This is a genomic window from Brevundimonas sp. (assembly GCF_035999125.1).
Lineage (GTDB): Bacteria > Pseudomonadota > Alphaproteobacteria > Caulobacterales > Caulobacteraceae > Brevundimonas.
In genome coordinates this window covers 23,235-43,196 of record NZ_DASYGX010000012.1, presented here as the reverse complement: position 1 = coordinate 43,196, position 19,962 = coordinate 23,235, and the positions used below count along the sequence as shown (strand labels likewise).

Here is a 19,962-nt window from a genome sequence, read left to right as displayed (position 1 = left end):
TACGCGACTGCGGCGGCTTCAGACGCCGGCGAAAGCCTCCAGGTCGGTCGGCGCGTTGAGCGACAGGCTCTCGGCGTCCGGCGCGATGCGCTTGGCCATGCCGGCCAGAACCTTGCCCGAGCCGACCTCGACGAAACGGGTCACGCCGCCTTCGCCCGACATCCACTCCATCGACTCGCGCCAGCGGACGCGGCCGGTCACCTGCTCGACCAACAGGCGGCGGATGGTTTCCGGATCGGTTTCGGGGCGGGCGGTGACGTTGGCGACCACCGGCACGACCGGCGCCTTCAGTGCGGCGTCGGCCAGGGCGGCGGCCATCTCTTCGGCGGCGGGCGCCATCAGCGGGCAGTGGAACGGCGCCGAAACGTTCAACGGAATGGCGCGCGCGCCCAGTTCCTTGGCCTTTTCGATCGCGCGGTCGACGGCGGCCTTCTCTCCCGAGATCACCACGTTGCCGGCGTTGTTGTCGTTGGCGACCACGCAGACGCCCATCCCGGAGCCCGCGGCTGCGGCCGCCTCTGCCAGGGCCAGGTCGGTCTTGGGCCCGATCAGCGACGCCATGGCGCCGCGGCCCACAGGAACGGCGCGCTGCATGGCCTGACCGCGCAGCTTGAGCAGGCGAGCGGCGTCGGCCAGCGACAAGGTTCCGGCGGCGCACAGCGCGGAGTATTCGCCGAGCGAATGGCCGGCGACGAAGGCGGCGGAGGCGACGTCGACGTCGAACTCGGCCTTGAGCGCCCGCATCACCGCGACCGAAACGGCCATCAGCGCAGGCTGGGCGTTCTCGGTCAGGGTCAGTTGATCCTCGGGGCCCTCGCGCATCAGCAGCGACAGGTGCTGGCCCAGGGCGTCGTCGACCTCGGCGAAGACCTCGCGCGCCACCAGGAAGGCGTCGGCGAGCGCCGCGCCCATGCCCACCGCCTGGCTGCCCTGGCCGGGGAAAAGGAAGGCCGTGGTCATGACTGCACTTGTAACCGGTTCATGTCGGCCGCTCCCTAGGCGGATCGTCGCGGCGGAGCAATACCCACAGAAATCGTCAATTCAGACCACCGATTTCCCTGGCCGCGAGCACGGCGAAAAGGATCGCGGAGACGACCAGCAAGCCGTTGGAAATCCAGCCGGATCGCCATTCCGCAGGAGTGCGGGTCGAGTTCAGCAGCCAGAGCAGCGTCCCGGCGAGGAACGGCATGAACAAGCTGCCGAGCACGCCGTAGGCCACGATGAGGGCGAAGGGACGGTCGATGAACAGCAGAGCCATCGGCGGGAAAGTCAGCCAGAGCGCATAGGCGCGGAACGGCAGACTCCGGGCTCCCTTCAGCGTGGCGTCGTCGGAATGCCCGGCGAGGTGAGCCACGAAATCCGCGAACATCAGGCTGACGCCCTGCCAGACGCCGATCAGGCTGGAAAAGGCGGTGGCCCAGAAGCCGACCAGAAATGCGACGGCGACCGGGCGGCCGAAACGATCTTCCAGCACGCCGCCCAGATCCAGCAGACCGCGGTCGCCGCTCTGCAGGGCGGTGCCTGAGGCATGAAGCAGTTCGGCGCCCACGACCAGCATGGCCACGACGAACAGGCCGGTCATCGCATAGGCGACGCGATTGTCGATCCGCATGACGCGGACGAACTCCGGCCCTCGCCAACCCTTGACCGCCAGCCAGTAGCCGTAGGCCGCCATGGTGATGGTCCCGCCGACGCCGCCGATCAGGCCGAGGACGTAGAACCCCGAACCGCCGGGCAAGGTGGGCCATAGGCCCGTGAGGAGACGGGGCACGTCCGGCGAGACGACCACCGCCAGACCCACCACCGTCACGAACATGATCCCGACCAGGGTCGCCATGATCTTCTCGAACAGGCCGTAGCCTCCGATCGTCACCAGGCCGAGCCCCGTCAGGCCCATCAGCATGCCCCAGGTCTTCAGATCCAGCGCCGGAAACAGCGCCGTCAGAGGCAGGGCCGAAGCCGTCATGGCAGCCGCGCCATAGACGAAGCCCCAGATCACGGCGTAGGCGCCGAAATAGCCGCCGGCCCAGTTCAAACGGCCGAGGCGCGGCCCCGGCAAGGCGGACCATCCCTCGAACATCGTCATGCCCGACGTCAGGGTGTAGCGGCCCACGCCCTCGGCCAGAGCGATCTTCAGGACCGTTCCGATCACGGCCGCCCAAAGCAGGGCCTCGCCGTATCGGGCGCCCGCCACCAGCGTCGCCACCAGATCGCCCGCGCCGACGCCGGTCGCCGCCACGACGATGCCGGGGCCGATGAAGCGACCGGCCGAGGGCGGCGTCGCCGTCACAGCATCTCGGCCAGAAGATCGTCCGGGTCACACTTCAGCCGGCTGCACATGGCGTTGGCCATGCGCCGCAGCACCTCGGGCATCAAACGCTCGTTGACGATGGCCAGATCGACCCCGAGGCGCAGACTTTTCTCATTGATCCGTCGGCCCAGCGGCGTGTCGTAGAAGGCGAGCATGTGATCCAGCTCTTCGACCGTGAAGGTCGTGGCATAGATCTCGACGGTCTCTTCCATGAAGGTTTCGAGATACCAGGGCAGGATATCGGCCATGACGTCCTTCATGAAGGCGTTGAACTCGGCACGCTCGGCCGCCGGCATGTCCGCGGCATAGACTTCCATCAACTCCGGCATGCTCGCGAGAAGGGTCTGAACGCCCTTCTGGATGTCGAGAGACTCGACCAGTCGGCGCGCCCGCGCCTCGCGCGCGGCATAGTCGGCCGGCCGCGCCCTGTCCTGAAAGCCGGTCGGCGCCCCCATATCCAAAGTGACCGCAGGTCCCGCCCCCAGCATCAGTGCGACCCCGCACGCCCACGGCGCGATCTTGTTCAGCATCTACAGGCTCCCTCCGGCAGATGAGCACAATGGCCCGTGCCAGGAAGGGATGACAAGTCAGTCCCGTTTGACTCCGTCAGGGCTCAGAAGAGCAGCGATCCAGCTGACGGCGCCCGTCACGATCGCCGCGCCGACGCCGGCCCACAGGCCGATCACCTCGAAACCGCCCAGGAACATGGCGGTCAGGCCGATCATCGCCGCGTTCACGACCAGCAGAAAAAGACCCAGGGTGACCACGGTGATCGGGAAGGTGACCACCACCAGGATCGGCCGCACGACCGCGTTGACCAGGCCCAGGATGATCGCCGCGGCGATCAGGCTTCCAGTCGAGGTGAAGTCGACTCCAGGCACGATCTGGGCCGACAGCCACAAGCCGAGCATGGTCACCAGGGCCTGGACGAGGAAGCGGATCATGCGGGGCTCTCCGAAACGGTCACGCTTGGCATAGCGCATGGAGGGGGCTTCGGCTCCCCTCACCCATCAGCTTTTGCTAGGCAGGCGGACGGAGGAGACGCTCATGAGCCTGACCGGCGCCTATGATCCCGACAACGTCTTCGCCAGGATTCTGCGCGGCGACCTGCCCTGCGTGAAAGTATGGGAGGACGACCGCGTCCTGGCGTTCATGGACGTGTTCCCTCAGTCAGAGGGGCACGTCCTGATCATCTCGAAGGCGTCGAAGGCGCGCAACCTGCTCGAGGTCGAGCCCGAGGTCATGGCGGAGCTGGCCGAGGGCGTGCGGCGCATGGCCCGCGCCGTGACGCAGGCCCTGACCCCCGACGGCGTTTCGGTCATGCAGTTCAACGGCGAGGCGGGGGGGCAGACCGTCTTCCACCTGCATTTCCATGTCATCCCGCGTTGGGCGGATCGGCCGATGAAAGGCCACGGGCACGCGCCGATGGCCGAGACCCACGCTCTCAAGGCATTGGCGGCGCGCATCGCCGCGGCCATGGACTGACGCGGCTTGGCTGGGCATAAGCCCGGTCAGCCTCTTTTCGGGCCGGTTTAGCTCAGTTGGTAGAGCGCCAGTTTTGTAAACTGGATGTCGCGGGTTCGATCCCTGCAACCGGCACCACCCTTCCCTGGACGCCATGTCCGAGCCGCTGACCAACAAGCTGGGACACCGGATCCGCACGCGAGGCGCCCGCACGCGCGAGGCCCTGCTGGAGGCGGTGCGCGAGCTGCTGCAAGAGCGCGGGCCGGGGGCGGTCCGCCTGACCGACGTGGCCCAGCGGGCGGGCGTCTCGGCGCCCAGCGTCTACACCTACTTCAAGACCGTTGACGAGGCGGCGCTGGCGCTGTGCGAGGCGGCCGCGCCGGACACCGAGGCGCTGGCCGGCCTGCTGGAGGGCGACTGGTCCGGCGACGAGGCGTTCCGCGCCTGTCGTGCCTTCGTCGAGGCCATGGCCGGCGTCTGGCGTCGGCACGGGGCCGCGCTGAGCGTCGAGCGGTTGATGGCCGACCGGGGCGACCCCGCCTTCGCCGAAAGCCGCATCCGCCGCTTGCGCCGGCTGCATCTGGCGCTTGAGCGGCGAATCGCCCGCGCGCGCGCGGCGGGCTTTCATCCCGAGGGGCTGGATCCCCGGCTGGCCAGCTATGAGGTCGTCAGCCTGGTGGAGTCGGTCGGAGCGGGATTCGGCCTGCTGCGCCGGGCCGACGACGACGCCGCCATTCTGGACACCACGGCGCACATGGTCGTGCGGCTGACGACCGGCCGCTAGACGCCCACCGGCCCGTACAGCCAGACCAGCCAAGTCCCGATCGCCAGAAAGACGCCGAACGGCAGGCGGTCGTCGCCGCGCACGCCCCTTCGCAGGATCAGCCGGGCGGCGACCACGCTGAGGCCCGCCAGCGCGGCCCACAGGAGCACAGAGGGCAGGGCCGCCGCGCCGACCCAGGCTCCGGCGCCCGCGAACAGTATGGGATCGCCGTCGCCCAGCCCGGTGCGGCCCCGCACCCGCGCGTAGAGGAAGCCGACGCCCCACAGGAGGGCGAACCCCAGAGCCGCGCCCAGCAGGCGGAAGGCGGCGACGTCCCAACCCTGCAGAGCGCCTTGCAAAAGGCCCGTCAGGATCAGGGGGACCAGCAGCGCGTCGAACATCTGGAACCGCTCGGCGTCGATCGCCGCGATCAGCAGCAGCTGCCAGGCGAGGGCGGCGCCGGCGACGGCTGTGAGGAGATCCGGAGCCGAGAGGCCCGCCCAGACGCCGAGCCCGGCCGCCAGAAGCTCGATCACCGGATGTCGCGGAGAGATGGCGGCGCCGCAGTCGGCGCACCTTCCACGCAGTGCCAACCACGAGAAGACGGGGATCAGGTGCTGCGGTCGGATGGGCGTCGCGCAGGACCGGCAGCGAGAGCGGCCCGCCACCACGCCCTCCCCCTCGGGCAGGCGCACGGAGACGAGCGCCAGAAAGCTGCCGACGATCAGTCCCAATCCGCCGAGCGCGGCGGCCAGGATCACCGGATCAGGGGCGGAGACCGCATCCATGGTCCGGGCCTATCAGCCCCGCCGACGTCGCGTCCAGTGCACCTATTCCGCCGCTTGAGGGACGGCGTCGTTGGCGGTGGCCTCCTTGGCCTCCCACTCCTCGATCTTGCGGGCCGTGTATTCCGGTGAGCGGGTGAAGCGGGCCAGCAGGCCATAGATCACCGGCACCACGAACAAGGTCAGGATCGTCGCGAAGATGGCTCCAGCGAAGATGACCACGCCGATCGTCTGGCGGCTGCCCGCGCCCGCGCCCTGCCACAGCACCAGCGGCAGGGCGCCGAAGGCGGTGGCTATGGAGGTCATGATGATGGGGCGAAGACGCAGCGCAGAGGCCTCGATGATCGCCTCGCGCACCGAGCGACCCTGGTCACGCAGTTGGTTGGCGAACTCAACGATCAGGATGCCGTTCTTGGCCGCCACGCCGATCAGGATGATCAGGCCGATCTGGGAATAGATGTTCAGGCTGGACCCCGCCATGACCAGGCCGAACAGGCCCCCGGCGGCGGCCAGCGGCACGGTGAGCATGATCACGGCAGGCGTGATCCAGCTTTCGAACTGGGCGGCCAGCACAAGGAAGACCAGCAACAGGGCCAGGCCGAAGGCGGCGGCCACGGCGCCGCCCGCCTCGTTCTGATCCCGCGCCGCGCCGCCCCACTGGACCGCGCCCACACCGGTCGGCTGTTTGGCGGCCTCAGCCTCCAGAAAGGCCATGGCGTCGGCCAAGGTCGTACCCGGATTCAGGTCGGCGGACAGGGTGATGGCGCGCTGGCGGTCAAGGCGGCGGCGATCGGGCGTGTCGCCCGACGTCTGGGTCCGCACCACCGCCGACAGCGGCACCAGCGAGCCCGACCCGGTCTCGACGTAGAGCGACTCCAGATCCGTCACCGTGCGGCGCTCGTCCCGCTCGGTCTGCAGGATGACGTCGTACTCCTGACCGCCCTTGATGTAGGTGGTCGAGCGGCGAGAGCCGAGGATGGTCTCCAGCGTGCGGCCGATCTGTTGGGCGGAAACGCCGAGCGCCGCCGCCTTTTCCGGATCGACGTCGACCAGCAGTCGTGGAGCGTTCGGCTCATAGTTCAGTCGGGGACGAGAGAAGCCCGGGTTCTCCTGCGCCGCGGCCAGGATGGGCTGCAGCCAAGCGTAGACGTCGCCGTAGTCCGCGCCGGTGACGATCATTTCGATGGAGTTGGAGTTGCCCTGCCCCCGTTGGAATCCACCGGGCACCGAGGCATTGACCTGGGCGCCGGTCTGGGACCGCAGCTTGCCGTTAAGTTCCTGCGATATCTCGTCGGCGGAGCGGTCGCGCTCCGACCAATCCTTGAGAATCAGCGAGGCGTTGCCCGAATTGAAGCTGCCGCCGCCGAAGCCGGGGGCGGAGACGAGATAGGACTCCACCTCCCCGTTGCGGGCGTATTCCGCCAGCAGCGGTTCGAGACCCAGCACGATCCGGCGCGTGTAGTCGAAGCCGGCGCCCTCGGGGCCTTGCACACGGACCTGCACGCGGCCGCGGTCCTCGTCGGGCACCAGTTCGCTGGGCAGGGCCTTGAACATCAGAAAGGCGCCCAGGCCGACGGCGACGACCAGCGCCCCCACTCCGACCACGGCGACACGACGGCCCAGCATCATGTTCAGCGACCGCTCGTACGACCGGCGCAGGGCGTCCATCGCCCCATCCACGCGCCGCACCAGCCAACCCGAAGAGGTGGCCGGACGCAGGATCTTCGACGCCAGCATGGGCGACAGGCTTAGCGCCAGAAAGGCCGAGAACGCGACCGCCGCGGCGATGGCCACCGCCAGCTCGACGAACAGACGGCCGACGTAGCCCGGCAGGAACATCAGGGGGGCGAAGACCGACAGGAGGACGACCGTCGTCGCGACGACGGCGAAGAACACCTGGCGCGTACCCCGCTCGGCGGCCACCAGCGGCGGCTCCCCGTGATCCAGGCGGCGCTGGATGTTCTCCGTCACGACGATGGCGTCGTCGACCACCAGGCCGATCGCCAGAACCAGCGCCAGAAGGGTCAGCAGGTTCAGCGAAAAGCCCAAGGGCGCCAAGACGATGAAGGTCGCCAGAAGACAGATCGGCGCGACGATCGACGGGATCAGGGCGGCGCGAAAGCTGCCTAGGAAGATGAAGTTGACCAGGGCGACCAGGGCCATGGAGATGCCGATGGTGATCCAGACCTCCTCAATGGCGTGCTTGGTGAAGACGGAGTTGTCGGATCCGACGACCAGTTCGGCGCCCTCCGGCAGGGTCGGCCGAACCTCCTCGATCATGGCCTCGACGCCCTTGGAGATTTCCAGGTCGTTCGACTGGGCCTGACGTGTCACTGCAAGACCGATCTGGTCCAGGCCGTTGCCGCGGAACAGGCGGCGGTCGTCGACCGGCCCCTCTTCGATGCGGGCGACGTCGCCCAGGCGCGTGACGTAGGTCGCCGGACCCTGCACGGCGTTCGTGGACCCGGGTTGCGACGCCGACCCGGCATTGCCGATCGGCATCTGGGCGAAGTCTTCCGGCGTCGCATAGTTGCGGGCGACGCGGACGGTGTAATCCTTCTCGCCGGACTCCAGTGCGCCGGCGGGCAGCTCTACGTTCTGGCTGGTGAGCGCCGATTCGACGTCGGTGACCGTCAGCCCCCGCGCACTGAGCGCCGCGGGGTCCAGCCAGATGCGCATGGCATAGCGCTGCTCCCCGTAGATCTGCACCTGGGCCACGCCCGGCACGGTGGCCAGTCGATCCAGCAGATAGCGGTCGGCGTAGTCCGTCAGCTCCAGCCTGTTCATCGTCGACGACCGCAGAAACAGGATCATCACCGGCTGACTGTCGCTGTCGGCCTTGGACACTTCCGGCGGATTGGCCTGGTCCGGCAGGCGGCCCAGCACGCGCGAGACGCGGTCGCGCACGTCGTTGGCTGCGTCGTCGATGTTGCGGTCGAGGCTGAACTCCATCGACACGTTGGAGCGGCCGTCGCGGCTGGTGGAGGTGATGCGTTCGATGCCGGGGATGCCGGCGACCTGCTGCTCGATCGGCTCGGTGATCCGGCTTTCGATCACCTCGGCCGAGGCGCCGGCGTAGCTGGTGGAGACGGAGACGATGGGCGGATCGACGTCCGGCAGTTCCCGCACGGGCAGGAAGAAGAAGGCCGCGGCGCCGACGACGCACAGCACGATCGCCGCCACGGCGGCGAAGACGGGGCGACGGACCGAGACGTCGGAGAGCATCATCAGCGGGCGGCCTTGGCTGCGGGCGCGGCGGCGCCGGAGCGGCCGCGCCCCTGTCCCGCGGGCGTGACCGGGGCGCCCGGCTGGATGCGGTTCAGGCCCGAGCCGACCAGACGATCGCCCGCATCAAGGCCGGACAGAATTTCGACGAAGCCGCCTTCGACGGCGCCCGCCTCGACCTGGACCCGCTGGGCGGTCGAACCGCGCTCGCCGCCGACGATGCGGAAGACGTAGGCGGCGTCACCTTCGTACTGAACCGCCGCCTCGGGCACCGCCAGGCTGGTGCGCAGACCGCGGGAGACCGACACGTTCATGGCCATCCCGGGCCGGATGCGGCCGCCGGGGTTCGGGATTTCGGCCCGGGCGATCACCGCGCGAGTGCTCTCGTCCACCCGCGTGTCCAGAAGAGCGACGCGGCCGCCGAAAGTCTGGGCGCCGTAAGCGTCGGTGCTGGCGGTGATCGGCGTGCCGGGTTGCAGCGAACCGAGAAACCGCTCCGGAATCGGGAAGTCGACCCGCACCGTCGACACGTCGTCCAGCGTCGTGATGACGGTGTTGGGGCCCACCAAGGTTCCGGGCGTGACGGTGGTCAGGCCCAGCACGCCGCCGAACGGCGCGCGGATGACGCGATCGCCCAATCGGGCCTGCGCCGCCTGCAGCGACGCGCGGGCGACGTCCAGATCGGCCAGGGCCTGCTCCGCCAGAACGCGCGGTGCGATCCCGCGATCGGCCAACGTCCTGGTCCGTTCGTAGTCGCGTTCGGCCTGAGCCACGCGGGCGCGCGCTTCGATTATGGCGGCGTCTTCCTCGCGCGCCTGAAGTTCGACCAAGGCCTGGCCGGCGCGCACATATTGTCCGTCGCGGAACATGACGCGTGTGATCAGTTCACTGGCCGGCGCGGTGATGTTCACGGACCGCAGACCGCGCGCGACGCCCAGCACCCGAATCTGGTCGGAAAACTCCCGCTGACCGACGACGGCCACGGCCACGGCTTGGCCCCGGCCGCCGCCCGGTCCGCCCCGCCCGCCGGGACCACCCTGCCCGCCCTCCTCTTCGGCGAAGGCGATCCGCATCACGGCGGCGACGGCCATCAGGCCCACCAGCACGGCGGCGGCGACAAGAAAGAAATGGCGTTTGATCACGCGGCGGGCCTCTGGGAGAGCTGGAGTCGTGCCGAACGGCGCGGCCGATTTACGCAGGGTCCGCGTCGCTGGCTACCTAACGTGCCAATCGACGCGATCCGTCGCGCCATTTCGTCACAGGATTTGTATCAGAATCTCCGCCAGATCGCGAACACCGGGCCGGAGGCCGCCGGGGTCTCTCGCCCCGCCAAGGCCGAGCGCCACCCCAGTTGCAGGCTCCAGTCGCCGAGGTCGCGCACCAGAGAGGTCTCGACGTTGAGCCAGCGCGCCCCGTCATCGTCGGTGACGCCGCCGAAGACCTGGGCCAGCACGGTCCAGTCCGCGCTGGTGCGGACGCCCACGGTCGCGTCGGCCCGCACTTCATCGGGCAGGCCATCGCGCATGCGCCGCGCGGCCTGCAGATCGACGAACACGGGGCGTCCCTCGACGGCGAAGTTGCGGCCTAGGGCGCCCCGGACTTCCCAGTCGCTGTCGCCCTGCCCCGGCGGAGCATAGCCCGCGTTGCGGCCCTCTCCCCCGTCGGCATAGGAGACTTGCAGCGACGCCGCGCCGCGGTCGTCGCGCCACGCCTGCCACCGCACGCCGATCTCGAGCGGTCCGCGGCCGTCATAGTCGACGAACGCGTCCTCGCCCCTCTGCCATTCGCCCTTGAACAGCACGGCCAAGCGGCCGGCGACGCCATACTCGACGAACAGGCCGGCGACGTCGTCCCGACGCGCGGCCAGCAGGGCGACGCGATCGCCGTCAGGGTCGAAGCCGTCGTCGGCGCGCATCGATTCGAACTTCAGGATCGCCTGCCCCGTCCCGGGCCGGGCGACCCAGGCCTGGGCTAAGGCCACGCCGGGCGCCGCCGCGAGCAGAAACGCCCCGACGACGGCCGATCTCAAGCGTCGTAGCCCGGCGATTTGCGGTCCAGCAGGCGCAGAGCCCCCGGCCAGGCGAGGCCGGACACGAAACCGATGCCCTTGCCCTGCTCCCGCGTCTCGGCCTGGGCGGCGTCGGGCGCGAGCAGCACGTGGTCTCGCCCGCCGGACAGGGCCGCCACCTGCTGGGCGCAGGCGCGTTCGAGAAAGAACATCCCGACCCAGGCGGCGGCGGCGGTCTGACCCACCGCCAAGGTTCCGTGGTTGCGCAGCAGCATCAGCGACTTGTCGCCGAGGTCCGCGACCAGGCGCTCACGCTCATCGTGGTTCAGAGCCAGCCCCTCATAGCCGTGATAAGCGACCTGTTCCTGCAGCAGGCAGGCGTTCTGGCTGAGCGGCAGCAGGCCGTGCTGCTGCGACGCCACGCCGACCCCGGCGACGGTGTGCAGGTGAATGACGAAGTGAGCGTCTTCGCGCGCCGCATGCACCGCGGAGTGGATTGTGAAGCCCGCCGGATTGATGAAGCTGGTCGTCTCCTGAACCACGTTTCCGTCCAGATCGACCTTCACCAGAGAACTTGCGGTGATCTCTTCGAAGTAGAAGCCGTAAGGATTGATCAGGAAGTGTTTTTCCGGTCCAGGTACCCGGGCGGAGATGTGGGTGAAGATCATGTCGTCCCAGCCGTGCAGGGCGACGAGGCGATAAAGGGCGGCCAGATCGACGCGCGCCTGCCACTCCTCCGCCGAGACACGTGATTTCAACGACTGGGCATGACCGTCGGCCATGTCGACCTCCTCGGATTGAGCACTGACCGTCGCCCCGCGCGTCCGAGCCGTCAAGCGGCGGCAGCGACTGGTTAACCCGGCTTTCACCATGAATCCGGCAAGTGGATTCACATCGGCCAAGCTTTGGCCAGCTGCGGAGTTCGCCGTGACCGCCGTCGCCCGGATCGCCCCCTCCCCACCGCCCGTCGCGGAACTGATGGCGCTGGCCCACAGCCGCGCTCCGGACGACCGAGAGCGTCTGTTGCTGGGCGTGCTTTCGCTGTGCGAGGCGGCGCCTGTGGGCGCCGGGCTGACGCCGGTTCTGGAGGACATCTTCCTGACTCTGGCGCGGCAGGCCGAGCGCGACATGCGCCAGATCCTGTCCAATCGCCTGGCAGACGTCGATTGGGCGCCGCGCGCTCTGGTCAACATGCTGGCCCTGGACGAGATCGAGATCGCGCGGCCGGTCATCGCCGCAAGTCCCCTGCTGAAGGACGAGGCCCTGATCCGCCTGCTGCTGGAGGCCAGCCTCGACCATCAGGTGGAGGTGGCGCGCCGTCCTCGCCTGAGCGGACGGGTGACGGACGTCATCATCGACCGCGGCGAGCCCGCGACCTTGACGGCCCTGGCCGGCAACTCCACGGCGGACGTGAGCGTCGAGGGCATGCGGCGGCTGGTCGAGCATTCGAGACGCGTGGCCGCCCTGCGCCTGCCGCTGACCCGGCATCCCCGGATGACCGAGGCGTTGGCCACCCAGATGTATCTGTGGGTCGGCGCCGCCCTGCGCCAGGCCATCGGCGACCGCTTCGAGATCGACGAGGCGCGACTGGCGCGCGCCGTGGAAGAGGCGGTGCACGAGGTGATCCCGGGGAATCCGCGCGTTCCCGGCGAAGCGACGCCCGTCTCGGCGGAGCGCGACGAGATGGAACGGCGCCTGGTCGACAAGCTGCACGCTTCGGGCCAGCTGCGGGCCGGGTTCCTGGTGCGCGCCGCGCGGGAGAAGCGCCTCGCGCTGTTCCGACACAGCCTGGCCACGCTCGGAGGGTTCACGGTCGACGAGGTCGACGCGGCGATGGCTCACGAGACGGCCGAGCCGCTGTACTACGCCTGCGCCGCCGTGGGCATCGACCGCGCGGTCTTCCCCGCCCTGCTTCACGAACTGCGCCAGATGAACGGCGGGCGCCCCGGCCAGTCGGGCGGCGACGTCTGGAACCGCGGCGTGCTTTCTCCGGCGTCTGCCTTGAGGGCTTTCCGCGCGCTGATCACGGGCCCGCGCATCCAAGCGGTTTGACAAGCGGCGCCGCCTGCGGCTTGCCTGAGGGGTGACCCTTGGCTCGCTTCCAACACTCGCCTTCGTCGCCGGCGACCGACCCGAGGCCCTGGCGGCGCTGGCGCGGTTGACGGCCCGCTATGGTCAAGTCCCGGAAGCGAAAGCCGACGTGATCGTGGCCCTGGGCGGCGACGGGTCGATGCTGGAGACCCTGCACCGCAATCTGGAGCGTCGAACCCCCGTCTATGGGATGAACAGGGGCTCGGTCGGCTTTCTCCTGAACGACTATGACGAGAACGATCTGCCGCGGCGCGTGGCGGAATCCGTCCCTACGGTCATCCATCCGCTGCAGATGGACGCATGGACGGAGGACGGCCGGGTCCATTCCGGCTTGGCCATCAACGAGGTCTCGCTGCTGCGCCAGACGCGGCAGAGCGCCAAGCTGCGCATCCACGTCGACGACCGCGTGCGGATGGAGGAACTGGCCTGCGACGGTTGCCTCGTGGCGACGCCGGCGGGCTCGACGGCCTACAATCTGTCCGCCCACGGGCCTATCGTGCCGCTGGATGCGAGAGTGCTGGCGCTGACGCCTATCAGCGCTTTCCGTCCCCGCCGCTGGCGCGGCGCCCTTCTGCCTCACCAGTCACGGGTCACGTTTGAAATCCTGGAGGCCGACAAGCGGCCGGTCAGTTCCACGGCCGACGGCTTCGAGGTGCGGCGCGTGACGCGGGTCGAAGTTCGGGAGCGGCGCGACGTCGCCCTGACCATGTTGTTCGACGCGGGACGGTCTTTCGACGAGCGGGTTCTGGCCGAACAGTTCGCCGCCTGACGCGCCGCATACGTGTTCTTAACGCCGACGCGGCACGCTTATGGGAAGCGTTTCAGGAGCGTCCCCGTGAGCAACCCGGCCCAAGTCATCAATCCGCCGAACACCTTGCGTCTGAAGGTGGGCGGCGGCTTCGGGGCGATCGACGCGAGGGCGATCGCGAAGGCTGAAGAAGCCCTCGCGGCAATGGCCGGCCAGTTCAGCCAGTGGCTTCAGGACGAGTTGGACAAGCTGGAGGCGGCGCGTGCCGCCATCAAGGCGCAGGGGCTGACGGCGGAGACGGCGGAGCAACTCTATTTCCGCGCCCATGACCTGAAGGGCCTGGGCGGCACCTATCAGTATCCGCTGGTGACCCGGATCGCCGGATCGTTGTGCAAATTGCTGGATGACGCGAACAAGCGGCTGAGCGCGCCGATGATCTTGGTCGACGCTCACATCGACGCGATCAAGGCGGTGGTCCGCGACCGCATCCAGACCGACGAGCATCCGGTCGGCAAAGCTCTGGTCGAGGCTCTCGAAGTCCGCACGGCCGAACACCTGGCCTGAGGCTTCTGGAGGGCGGATCTTCAGGCCCGCTCTTGCGATCATCAAGTGGATGCGGACCTGGAGGTCCGCGCTCATTTCGCGTCAGGCCGCCTGCGCCCGCATCGGCTCCGGCGCCTTGTCGAGTCGCTCCATCAGCCAGGCCAAATCCTCGCGGGGCGCGCCGGGACGCTGGGTGAGAAACCGCTCCAGCATGCGCTGGCGGAAATCTTCACCCGTGGTGTCGTGCCCTTCGGCCTGCATCCCCTTGAAAGTGTCGACGCCGGCGCGGAAAGCCGCGAACAGCCTGGGCGGCAGTCCGGCGCGGTCATAAATGGCCTTCAGGCCCAATGGACCGGCGTCATGGACCATAAGCGCGGCGCGGGAATGCGGCGTCCCAGCCAGCTCGGCGAGGCCGTGTTCAAGAAAGGCGAGCTGCCCCCTCGCCAGCCCCCTCAGCAGAACCGACGCGGTCAACGCCTTACGGGCGTTCAGACGCGCGCAGAAGACGCCCAGATCGGGCTCTCCTTCCGCCTGATCGATCAGATCGACCGTCGCGCGCTCGCGCGCATGCGCGGCGAGCCTGATGGCGGTCTCCGGTGCGACGGCATGACGTGAGATCAAATGTTCGCGCACGGCGTCCGACGCGAGTTCGACCAGGCGTTCGGTCACGGACAGCGGGAGCGCTTGACGATAGGCGACGGCGGCGACCATTTCGGGCCCGTCGCCGAAGCGATCGACGAGGCGGTTCAACGCCCTTTCCGACACGTCGGCGTTGTCGTTGGCCGCGAGAGTGTGCGCGGCCTCAGGACAGGCCACCTCGGCCACAGCGTCGGACACGTCGCGGGACACGAAGGGACGCGCGGCGACGGCGACCTGCCGCACGGCCGAGCCTGCCCTGACGATCTCGATCAGATCCTCGTCGGTGAAGGCGGGCGAGAAGCCGATGATCGGCAGTGCGACGCTGTCGACGTCGGCGGCGAGACGGCGCGCGACGTCGTGCGGAATCAGGTCGGACGCCTTCAGAGTCACGGCCATTGCGCGCCGCACCAGTTCCGCGGCGTCTTGGGCCATCAGGCGCAGTATCTTGTGGGCGGCGGCGCGATCTTCATCCGACAACTCGGCCTGATCCATGCTGCGGCACAGCTTGTGGGCGGCTGCGGCGCGCTCGTCCTCATCGGTGGACTTCACCAAGCGGCGGACGTCGGCTTCGGTGAGGCGGGAGCGAAGGGCGGTCATGTGCAGAAGGTGCGCCGACAGGCTTAACGTCCGGTTTACCTCGATCGTCAGGCGGCGCGGCCCGGGTCGCCGAACGCTGCGCGGAAGGCGCCGGCCCCGTCGTCATCCCCCTGCCCCAGCAGCAAGGCCAGAAGCGCTCGGTTCTGCTCGAGCCGCCCTTGAGCTAGAGCGTCCAGATCGACTCGCCCGTCGCGGATGTAGCCGCCGGACGGCGCCGTGCTCGCGCCTGAAGCCGGAGCGCCGCCCCCCGCATGGCGGCCAAGATTGGCGTACAGCTCTTCCACGGTCGCCGCGCGCCCGTCGCGATAAAAGATCGAGCGGTTGGCCCCCGCCGCCTGAGGAAACAGGGCCGCCGCGCTGGACCCCGGCCGCCGGTCCAGCGCCTGCATCAGGGACGCGGCGCCCGCAGGCCCCAGGAAGTGGGCGGCGTACAGATCGGTCGCCGTCGGCTCACGGCCCGTGCGGCCGCGCAGATAGGCGGCGTTCGACGCCGTCAGCTCGGCCGCCATGGCCGAGGCCGCGACGGGGTCGAACCGCAGGTCCAGCACAACGTTCCGGGCCGAGCCGCTGACGTGCCACCGCCCGTCGTTCCCGCGGAAGATCAGGTCGGCGTACTGGCCATAGCCATGCTTGCGGCCGTGCTCCTTCAGCGTGCCCAGCCAGGTCTGTTCGATGAACTGGAACAGGCCGGACGCCGAGGACGTCGGGGCCTTCGCCGAGGGATTCATCCCGCTTTCGCGCCGCGCCGTCCGCATCAGAAAGTCGAAGTCGACCCCCGTCGAATCCGAAGCGCGGCGGATAGCCGCCTCCACGCCTCCGGATGCTCGAATCGCGGACAGGGTCACGAGTTGACGGTCGAAGAACGCGGTTAACGAGACCTTAATCGCTCGGTCGCGCCTTTGGACGAAATTCATACTTGGGCGCCGGCCGTCGAACCCGGCCCGTTGCGCGGTCGCCACAAGCGTCTGACGTCACATGACGAATCCGGTCGGCGCGATGCTTCCCGCCGCAAACTTGCCGCAAGGTGAGCGCGCACTGATTTCTGGGGAAAGGCCGGGGGCGCTTCTGACAGGGAGTGACGGCCATGATGATGATGCGGACGGCGGGAGGCCCATCGGCCCCCGTGTGGACCCGAGAGGCGCGCAAGACGCGTCTGCCGGCCTGGATGTGGGCGGGGGCGGCGCTTTCGGTGGCTGCGCACGTCGGCGCCGGGGTCTGGCTGCTGAACCAGCGGTGGACGCCACCCGAGCCGACGATTCTTGAGGAAGGTCCGATCATCGATCTGTTGCCGCCGCCCCGACCGAAGCCGCCGGAGCCGAAACCGATCGAGCGCACACAGGCCAAGCCCGCCCAGACGACGCCGCTCAACGTGACGCCGATCCCACAGACGCCCACTGAGACCATCCCCTACACGCCCAGCGACGCGACTGACGCGCCGTCGGGTCCGATCGATCTGACGCCGGAGCCGACGGCGACGACCGACGGCACGGCCACGACGACGGTCGCCGAGCCGGCCCCTCTGGGCTTGGTCACGAATCCGGACTGGGTCAGAAGGCCCACCGGTCAGGCCCTGATGGAGGCCTATCCGGATCGGGCGCTGAACGCCGGCATCACCGGTTCGGCGCGATTGACCTGCACGGTGCGGGTGGACGGAACCCTGACCGGCTGCGTCGTGGCCGACGAGACGCCGGCCAGCCAGGGCTTCGGGCGGGCGGCGCTAAGGCTGTCGCGCGACTTCCGCATGTCGCCGCGAACCGTCGACGGGCGCGCGGTCGAGGGGGCCCGGGTGAACGTAACCCTGCGGTTCACCCTGCCGGAGCGCTAGGGTCTGATCCGCCTGAGTTGACGCGCTTCGCGCGTCGACGATGCGGTGAATCAAGGTCCAGCCCCGGCCGATCCGGCGCGAGGGCGGCCGCCCAGGGTTCGGACGGTCGCCCTTCCAGCGCGTCGGCGACGACCCTGGCCACCAGAGGCGCAAGCAGCCACCCGTTGCGACGGGGCGCCAGCGCCACCGCCACGCCCTCCAGCCTCCCGGCGGCGGGCAGGCGGTCCGGCAGGGCGCCGCGAACGCCCACACGGGGACGGATCGAGCCTTCGGCCAAGTCCGCCTCTTCGCACACGGCACGCACCTGACGAGCGGCAGCTTCCGGATCGGGCTCCAGATCGCGCACGCCCGGTTCCATGCTGGCCCCGACGACCATGCCTCCTGCAGACGGCACGGCATAGCCGGCGGCCGTGCGGACGGTGAGGGCGGGGCCCGCCCCGTCCACCTCGGCCAGCTGTCCTCGAATGGGCTGAATCCGGGCGATCAAAGCCGCCACCTTGGGAGGGAGGCCCTTCAGCGCCGGCCCTGCGCCCGTGGCGACCACCAGACGATCGGCCGAGAGCTTCCGCCCATCATCCAGCACGACCGACCAGCCGCGCTCGGCCCGCTGCGCCTCCATCGCGCGCCCAGTCACGACCCCCACGCGCGACGCGAGGTGCGAGAGCGCTTCGGCCGGCTCGATCCGGGCGTCATGGGGAGTGGCGACGCGGTCTTCGGTGATCTCTGATTCCCAAGCCAAAGCGTGCAGACGACGGGCCACCTCCTCGCCCCCCTGCCCCCGCCATTCCGCGCCGTCTTCGATCAGCCGCAGACCGTGGCGACGCGCGAAGTCCGGCCACAGCCTGCGCGCGGCCGTCAGCACGGCGACGACGTCGAGGGACAGGTCGTCCAGCGCCGATTCCATCGCGGGCGCGATCATGCCGGCGGCCACCGTCGAGGCGTTCTCTTCGCCAGGGTCGATGACGGACACGACGTGACCTCGCGCGGCGAGTTCAGCCGCCGACGCCAGGCCCAGCACGCCCGCGCCGATCACGATCACGTCGAGGGAGGAAGTCACGGACGGTCAGATCGACCGCCCGTGCCCGTTTTGCAAGCGAGAGGCGGCTCTATTCCGCCGCGACGGCGGCGGCGCGCTCGTCGGTCAGGCGCGCGGTCAGGGCCGCGTGCTGAGCCCACAACGCCTTCGGCAGGCGGTCGCCGAACTGCGCGAAGAACTCCGGGATCAGCGACGCCTCCTCGGCCCAGACGTCGGCGTCGACGTCCAGCAGGGTCGAGAGCTGCTCGTCGGTCAGGGACAAACCGGTCAGGTCCAGCGCGGCGGCGGTCGGCACGCGCCCGACCGGCGTCTCCACCGCCTCGGCCTGACCTTGCAGACGCTCGACGATCCACTTCAGGACGCGGGCGTTGTCGCCGAAGCCCGGCCAGATGAACTTGCCGTCGCGGTCCTTGCGGAACCAGTTGACGAAGTACAGGCGCGGCAGCTTCGCCGCCTCACGGCCTTCGCCCATCCGCAGCCAGTGGGCGAAGTAATCGCCCATGTTGTAGCCGCAGAAGGGCAGCATGGCGAACGGGTCGCGGCGCAGTTCGCCGACCTTGTTCTCGGCCGCGGCGGTGCCCTCCGAGGCCACCGTGGAGCCCATGAAGACGCCGTGTTCCCAGTCGAACGCTTCCGTCACCAACGGCACGGCCGAGGCGCGGCGCCCGCCGAACAGGATGGCGTCGATCGGCACGCCCTTCGGATCTTCCCACTCCGGCGCGATGGTCGGGCACTGGTGCGCCGGCGCGGCGAAGCGGGCGTTGGGATGGGCCGCGGGCTTGCCCGACGAGGGGTCGTGGCGTTCGCCGGTCCAGTTCGTCAGGTTCGCGGGCGCTTCCTTCGTCAGGCCTTCCCACCAGACGTCGCCGTCGGCGGTCAGGGCCACGTTGGTGAAGACGGTGTCCTTCGCCAGCGTTTCCAGTGCGTTCTGGTTGGTGTTTCGGCTGGTGCCCGGCGCCACGCCGAAGAAGCCGGCCTCCGGGTTCACGGCGTACAGGCGGCCGTCGTCGCCGAAGCGCATCCAGGCGATGTCGTCGCCGACCGTCTCGGCCTTCCAGCCCGGTAGGGTGGGCTGGAGCATGGCCAGGTTGGTCTTGCCGCAGGCCGAGGGGAAGGCGGCGGCGACGTACTTGGGCGAACCCTGCGGCGGCGTCAGCTTCAGGATCAGCATGTGCTCGGCCAGCCAGCCCTCGTCGCGGGCCATGACCGAGGCGATGCGCAGGGCGTAGCATTTCTTGCCCAAGAGCGCGTTGCCGCCGTAGCCCGAGCCGTAGGACCAGATCTCGCGCGTCTCGGGATAGTGGACGATCCACTTCTCCTCGTTGCACGGCCACGGCACGTCGGCCTCGCCCTCGGCCAGCGGCGCGCCCAGGGTGTGGACGCAGGGCACGAACTCGCCGTCGGCGCCCAGCACGTCCAGCGCCGCCTTGCCCATGCGGGTCATGATGCCCATCGACACGGCGACGTAGCCGCTGTCGGTGATCTCGACGCCCAGGGCGCTGATCTTCGAGCCCAGCGGACCCATCGAGAACGGCACGACATACATCGTCCGGCCGGCCATGCAGCCGTCGAACAGGCCATTCATGCGGGCGCGCATCTCGACCGGGTCGGCCCAGTTGTTGGTCGGGCCGGCGTCGATCTCATTCGCCGAGCAGATGAAGGTGCGGCTTTCGACGCGCGCCACGTCCTTGGGGTCCGAAACGGCGTAGAAGCTGCCGGGGCGCTTGACCGGATCCAGGGCGCGCAGCGTGCCCTTGCCGATCAGGTCGGCGACGACGGCCTTCTTCTCGGCCTCGGAGCCGTCGCACCAGTGGACGCGGGCGGGCTTGGTCAGGGCCGCGATCTGCTCGACCCAGGCGATCAGGCCGGCGTGCGCGGTCGGGGCCGGGCGGAGGCCGGGAACAGTCGACGTCATGCTTACTCTCTC

The 19,962-nt window shown here is 69.3% G+C and carries 19 protein-coding genes and 1 tRNA gene; 7 read left to right on the top strand and 13 right to left on the bottom strand.

The window, feature by feature from the left end:
- Positions 1-18 precede the first annotated feature (18 nt).
- The 4 genes from fabD to VGN45_RS10935 all read right to left on the bottom strand — a co-directional run bounded on the left by fabD (position 19) and on the right by VGN45_RS10935 (position 3,255).
- Positions 19-960, bottom strand: coding sequence for an ACP S-malonyltransferase (gene fabD / locus VGN45_RS10950; protein ID WP_327462334.1), 942 nt, complete (start codon positions 958-960; stop codon positions 19-21).
- 76 nt (positions 961-1,036) lie between these two features.
- Positions 1,037-2,290, bottom strand: coding sequence for an Nramp family divalent metal transporter (locus VGN45_RS10945; protein ID WP_327462332.1), 1,254 nt, complete (start codon positions 2,288-2,290; stop codon positions 1,037-1,039).
- The gene (locus VGN45_RS10940; protein WP_327462330.1) at positions 2,287-2,841 is read right to left on the bottom strand and encodes a DUF2059 domain-containing protein; all 555 of its coding nucleotides are present in this window, start codon (positions 2,839-2,841) and stop codon (positions 2,287-2,289) included. Before VGN45_RS10940 ends, VGN45_RS10945 begins: the two co-directional genes overlap by 4 nt.
- A gap of 57 nt (positions 2,842-2,898) precedes the next feature.
- Positions 2,899-3,255, bottom strand: a complete 357-nt coding sequence (locus VGN45_RS10935) for a phage holin family protein (RefSeq protein WP_327462328.1) — start codon at positions 3,253-3,255, stop codon at positions 2,899-2,901.
- 103 nt (positions 3,256-3,358) lie between these two features.
- On the opposite strand from VGN45_RS10935, the gene VGN45_RS10930 reads away from it, so the two are divergent.
- The 3 genes from VGN45_RS10930 to VGN45_RS10920 all read left to right on the top strand — a co-directional run bounded on the left by VGN45_RS10930 (position 3,359) and on the right by VGN45_RS10920 (position 4,559).
- Positions 3,359-3,796, top strand: coding sequence for an HIT family protein (locus VGN45_RS10930; protein WP_327462326.1), 438 nt, complete (start codon positions 3,359-3,361; stop codon positions 3,794-3,796).
- A gap of 41 nt (positions 3,797-3,837) precedes the next feature.
- A tRNA-Thr gene (locus VGN45_RS10925) sits at positions 3,838-3,913 on the top strand.
- A gap of 16 nt (positions 3,914-3,929) precedes the next feature.
- Entirely contained in the window at positions 3,930-4,559 is a 630-nt protein-coding gene (locus tag VGN45_RS10920) for a helix-turn-helix domain-containing protein (RefSeq protein ID WP_327462324.1), read from the top strand.
- Here VGN45_RS10920 and VGN45_RS10915 read toward each other — a convergent pair.
- The 5 genes from VGN45_RS10915 to VGN45_RS10895 all read right to left on the bottom strand — a co-directional run bounded on the left by VGN45_RS10915 (position 4,556) and on the right by VGN45_RS10895 (position 11,338).
- Positions 4,556-5,326 carry a prepilin peptidase gene (locus VGN45_RS10915; RefSeq protein WP_327462322.1) on the bottom strand — a complete coding sequence of 257 codons (771 nt, stop codon included), beginning with the start codon at positions 5,324-5,326 and terminating at the stop codon, positions 4,556-4,558. The genes VGN45_RS10920 and VGN45_RS10915 overlap by 4 nt on opposite strands.
- A gap of 42 nt (positions 5,327-5,368) precedes the next feature.
- Positions 5,369-8,548 (bottom strand): efflux RND transporter permease subunit, encoded by a 3,180-nt coding sequence (locus VGN45_RS10910; RefSeq protein WP_327462432.1) that lies wholly within the window; start codon positions 8,546-8,548, stop codon positions 5,369-5,371.
- A 2-nt stretch (positions 8,549-8,550) separates the two neighbouring features.
- A complete protein-coding gene (locus VGN45_RS10905; RefSeq protein WP_327462320.1) occupies positions 8,551-9,690 on the bottom strand; it encodes an efflux RND transporter periplasmic adaptor subunit in 1,140 nt (379 codons plus the stop codon).
- Positions 9,691-9,818: 128 nt separating this feature from the next.
- Positions 9,819-10,577, bottom strand: a complete 759-nt coding sequence (locus tag VGN45_RS10900) for a hypothetical protein (RefSeq protein ID WP_327462318.1) — start codon at positions 10,575-10,577, stop codon at positions 9,819-9,821.
- Positions 10,574-11,338 (bottom strand): class II aldolase/adducin family protein, encoded by a 765-nt coding sequence (locus VGN45_RS10895; RefSeq protein ID WP_327462316.1) that lies wholly within the window; start codon positions 11,336-11,338, stop codon positions 10,574-10,576. The genes VGN45_RS10900 and VGN45_RS10895 overlap by 4 nt, the downstream gene beginning before the upstream one ends.
- 145 nt (positions 11,339-11,483) lie before the next feature.
- On the opposite strand from VGN45_RS10895, the gene VGN45_RS10890 reads away from it, so the two are divergent.
- The 3 genes from VGN45_RS10890 (at position 11,484) to VGN45_RS10880 (ending at position 13,959) form a co-directional block, all read left to right on the top strand.
- Complete coding sequence (locus tag VGN45_RS10890; protein ID WP_327462314.1) at positions 11,484-12,608, top strand: DUF2336 domain-containing protein; 1,125 nt, start codon at positions 11,484-11,486, stop codon at positions 12,606-12,608.
- Positions 12,609-12,639: 31 nt separating this feature from the next.
- Positions 12,640-13,416 (top strand): NAD kinase, encoded by a 777-nt coding sequence (locus VGN45_RS10885; protein WP_327462312.1) that lies wholly within the window; start codon positions 12,640-12,642, stop codon positions 13,414-13,416.
- Positions 13,417-13,482: 66 nt separating this feature from the next.
- Positions 13,483-13,959, top strand: a complete 477-nt coding sequence (locus VGN45_RS10880) for an Hpt domain-containing protein (protein ID WP_327462310.1) — start codon at positions 13,483-13,485, stop codon at positions 13,957-13,959.
- An 81-nt stretch (positions 13,960-14,040) separates the two neighbouring features.
- Here the strand turns inward: VGN45_RS10880 and VGN45_RS10875 are convergent, their stop codons facing one another.
- Entirely contained in the window at positions 14,041-15,174 is a 1,134-nt protein-coding gene (locus VGN45_RS10875) for a DUF2336 domain-containing protein (RefSeq protein WP_327462308.1), read from the bottom strand.
- Between the two features lie 47 nt (positions 15,175-15,221).
- The gene (locus tag VGN45_RS10870; protein ID WP_327462306.1) at positions 15,222-16,019 is read right to left on the bottom strand and encodes a transglycosylase SLT domain-containing protein; all 798 of its coding nucleotides are present in this window, start codon (positions 16,017-16,019) and stop codon (positions 15,222-15,224) included.
- A gap of 239 nt (positions 16,020-16,258) precedes the next feature.
- Here VGN45_RS10870 and VGN45_RS10865 point away from each other — a divergent pair, with 239 nt between their 5' ends.
- On the top strand, positions 16,259-16,999 hold the full coding sequence (locus tag VGN45_RS10865; RefSeq protein WP_327462304.1) for a TonB family protein: 741 nt from the start codon (positions 16,259-16,261) through the stop codon (positions 16,997-16,999).
- Here the strand turns inward: VGN45_RS10865 and VGN45_RS10860 are convergent.
- Together VGN45_RS10860 and VGN45_RS10855 are read right to left on the bottom strand one after the other, a co-directional pair.
- Positions 16,980-18,056, bottom strand: coding sequence for an FAD-binding oxidoreductase (locus tag VGN45_RS10860; protein ID WP_327462302.1), 1,077 nt, complete (start codon positions 18,054-18,056; stop codon positions 16,980-16,982). The genes VGN45_RS10865 and VGN45_RS10860 overlap by 20 nt on opposite strands.
- A 49-nt stretch (positions 18,057-18,105) precedes the next feature.
- Positions 18,106-19,950 (bottom strand): phosphoenolpyruvate carboxykinase (GTP), encoded by a 1,845-nt coding sequence (locus tag VGN45_RS10855; RefSeq protein WP_327462301.1) that lies wholly within the window; start codon positions 19,948-19,950, stop codon positions 18,106-18,108.
- Positions 19,951-19,962: the final 12 nt, after the last annotated feature.

Excerpts from the sequence above, each read along its gene's own strand:
- fabD (WP_327462334.1), bottom strand. The coding sequence starts at position 960 with ATGACCACGGCCTTCCTTTTCCCCGGCCAGGGCAGCCAGGCGGTGGGC.
- VGN45_RS10940 (WP_327462330.1), bottom strand. The coding sequence starts at position 2,841 with ATGCTGAACAAGATCGCGCCGTGGGCGTGCGGGGTCGCACTGATGCTG.
- VGN45_RS10935 (WP_327462328.1), bottom strand. The coding sequence starts at position 3,255 with ATGATCCGCTTCCTCGTCCAGGCCCTGGTGACCATGCTCGGCTTGTGG.
- VGN45_RS10930 (WP_327462326.1), top strand. The coding sequence starts at position 3,359 with ATGAGCCTGACCGGCGCCTATGATCCCGACAACGTCTTCGCCAGGATT.
- VGN45_RS10920 (WP_327462324.1), top strand. The coding sequence starts at position 3,930 with ATGTCCGAGCCGCTGACCAACAAGCTGGGACACCGGATCCGCACGCGA.
- VGN45_RS10915 (WP_327462322.1), bottom strand. The coding sequence starts at position 5,326 with ATGGATGCGGTCTCCGCCCCTGATCCGGTGATCCTGGCCGCCGCGCTC.
- VGN45_RS10910 (WP_327462432.1), bottom strand. The coding sequence starts at position 8,548 with ATGCTCTCCGACGTCTCGGTCCGTCGCCCCGTCTTCGCCGCCGTGGCG.
- VGN45_RS10895 (WP_327462316.1), bottom strand. The coding sequence starts at position 11,338 with ATGGCCGACGGTCATGCCCAGTCGTTGAAATCACGTGTCTCGGCGGAG.
- VGN45_RS10875 (WP_327462308.1), bottom strand. The coding sequence starts at position 15,174 with ATGACCGCCCTTCGCTCCCGCCTCACCGAAGCCGACGTCCGCCGCTTG.
- VGN45_RS10865 (WP_327462304.1), top strand. The coding sequence starts at position 16,259 with ATGATGATGATGCGGACGGCGGGAGGCCCATCGGCCCCCGTGTGGACC.
- VGN45_RS10855 (WP_327462301.1), bottom strand. The coding sequence starts at position 19,950 with ATGACGTCGACTGTTCCCGGCCTCCGCCCGGCCCCGACCGCGCACGCC.